The organism is Candidatus Methanoperedens nitratireducens (genome assembly GCF_900196725.1).
In the GTDB taxonomy this organism is placed as follows: domain Archaea; phylum Halobacteriota; class Methanosarcinia; order Methanosarcinales; family Methanoperedenaceae; genus Methanoperedens; species Methanoperedens nitroreducens_A.
On the sequence record NZ_FZMP01000163.1, the window covers coordinates 1 to 1,596 of the forward strand.

At 49.4% G+C, this 1,596-nt stretch carries 1 protein-coding gene; it reads right to left on the minus strand.

The features are described 5' to 3' along the window. A partial coding sequence (locus tag MNV_RS10405; RefSeq protein ID WP_218837990.1) for a hypothetical protein occupies positions 1 to 1,417 on the minus strand: 1,417 nt, incomplete at its 3' end. Positions 1,418 to 1,596 lie beyond the last annotated feature (179 nt).

Here is a 1,596-nt window from a genome sequence, read left to right on the forward strand (position 1 = left end):
ATCGTTCGATGGAGGTCGCATTAGACTCTGGTTTAAATGTCTCATCATACGGTTTAGTATTTATACGGTCGTTGTTGGATGACGGGTTGTGTTTCAGAGTTCGGATCAGATCTCCCGCAACGGTGAATATCTTGATCGTGCAGACGTCCGGAAGATTGGTGAACTTGATCAGTTTATCAAAGTTCGTCTCATACGTCGAATACTTGTAGAACGGGTTTGGAACCACTTTGATGTCTTTCAATGCGCGTTTCACATCAGATTTTGAGGCAACCGTACGTGCGGTCGTGCTATACGTGAACCGGTCGTAGGCAGTAATGAAGTTAGGTGCGGTCAGTTTTAGCGTACCTTCATCTGGAATTTGTGCGTAGATCGTATCCCGTTCAGCAGCAACAACGGTCGTACCACTCGGGCTTCCAACGCCACGCGCACTCTTCAGCAGATTATTCCATGTAAAGCCATCAGCCGGAGCGCCAACTAGTGCCCGAGGAGTCAGCGCCAGTGACCAAATGGCGGGTAGAATATCGACCGATTTTCCCGTAAGCGAACCCGCCGTGGAATCGTAATCCGACAGAATGATATGCATGTAGTTTCTTTGATATGGTCCTGATGCATCACCGCCAAGGACATTGTCCAGATACCAACCGTTACCGTTGAATGCGCTGCCGTCGCGGGTCATAACATTCAGCCTGCGATTTGGCAGAGCATCTTCCTGGTCTACATCCCAGACCGTGAAAGGAACGGGATAAAACTCGTTCTGAGCACCGAAAGCGCCCGTATGACCGTAAGCCGTTTGCCACACGGTGCGTGAGAAACGAATTTCAACCGTTTTTAAGTCAGCGGAATCGATCACCGTTCCCAGGAAACCACATGAAAGGCCAACACCTCCGCCAAGAAGCTCGAGACCGAAATTAACACTGTTGAACCAGTATGTACCGGCTGGAACGCCTGCCGTCGTGTATTGCGGTCCGTTCGTATATAAAGCGGACACCCCTTTCAATGGAGGAGCATATGTTTTGATCAATACCCCCTCACAGATATCAAACTGTTCCGTAGAAGATGTACCTGGAATGGCGATTGATGTGCTGAATAAACGATCGTCAAAGATTGAATCGCCATTAGTCGGATTCCCGCTTCCATCCAGATCCAATATCCCGTTGCCGCCGTCGATCCAGGTTCGGGGATCATCTACTTTGGTTGAAAATGCGATCGTATTACCGTCTCTTTCTATTTCAAATACAAGCTGGCCGGCATGCGTTGATCCGGTGTACATTACCGCTTTGCCATTTACGGAATCCGGGAGTTCATAAAATTCCACAGTGTAGACGGCATTCACAACCGCGGCAGGGTCTGCCAGTTCAAGTTCGATGTAGCCATCAGAGACGCCTTGAATATGCCGGGCTTGGGAAGAATCGGCCATCGCATCGTGGCGAAATGACGAACTTAGTTTTGAGGCACCGCAGCAACGGCATTGGATAAGACCGATGATTCGAGGGAAACCGGTATTCCGGCCGGTTTCAAGATATATTGTCCGTCAAAGAGTATACTGTCCGGTCCTGCAATATAGGGCTGCGCGTCGTAGGCAGTAACAGAATAGAA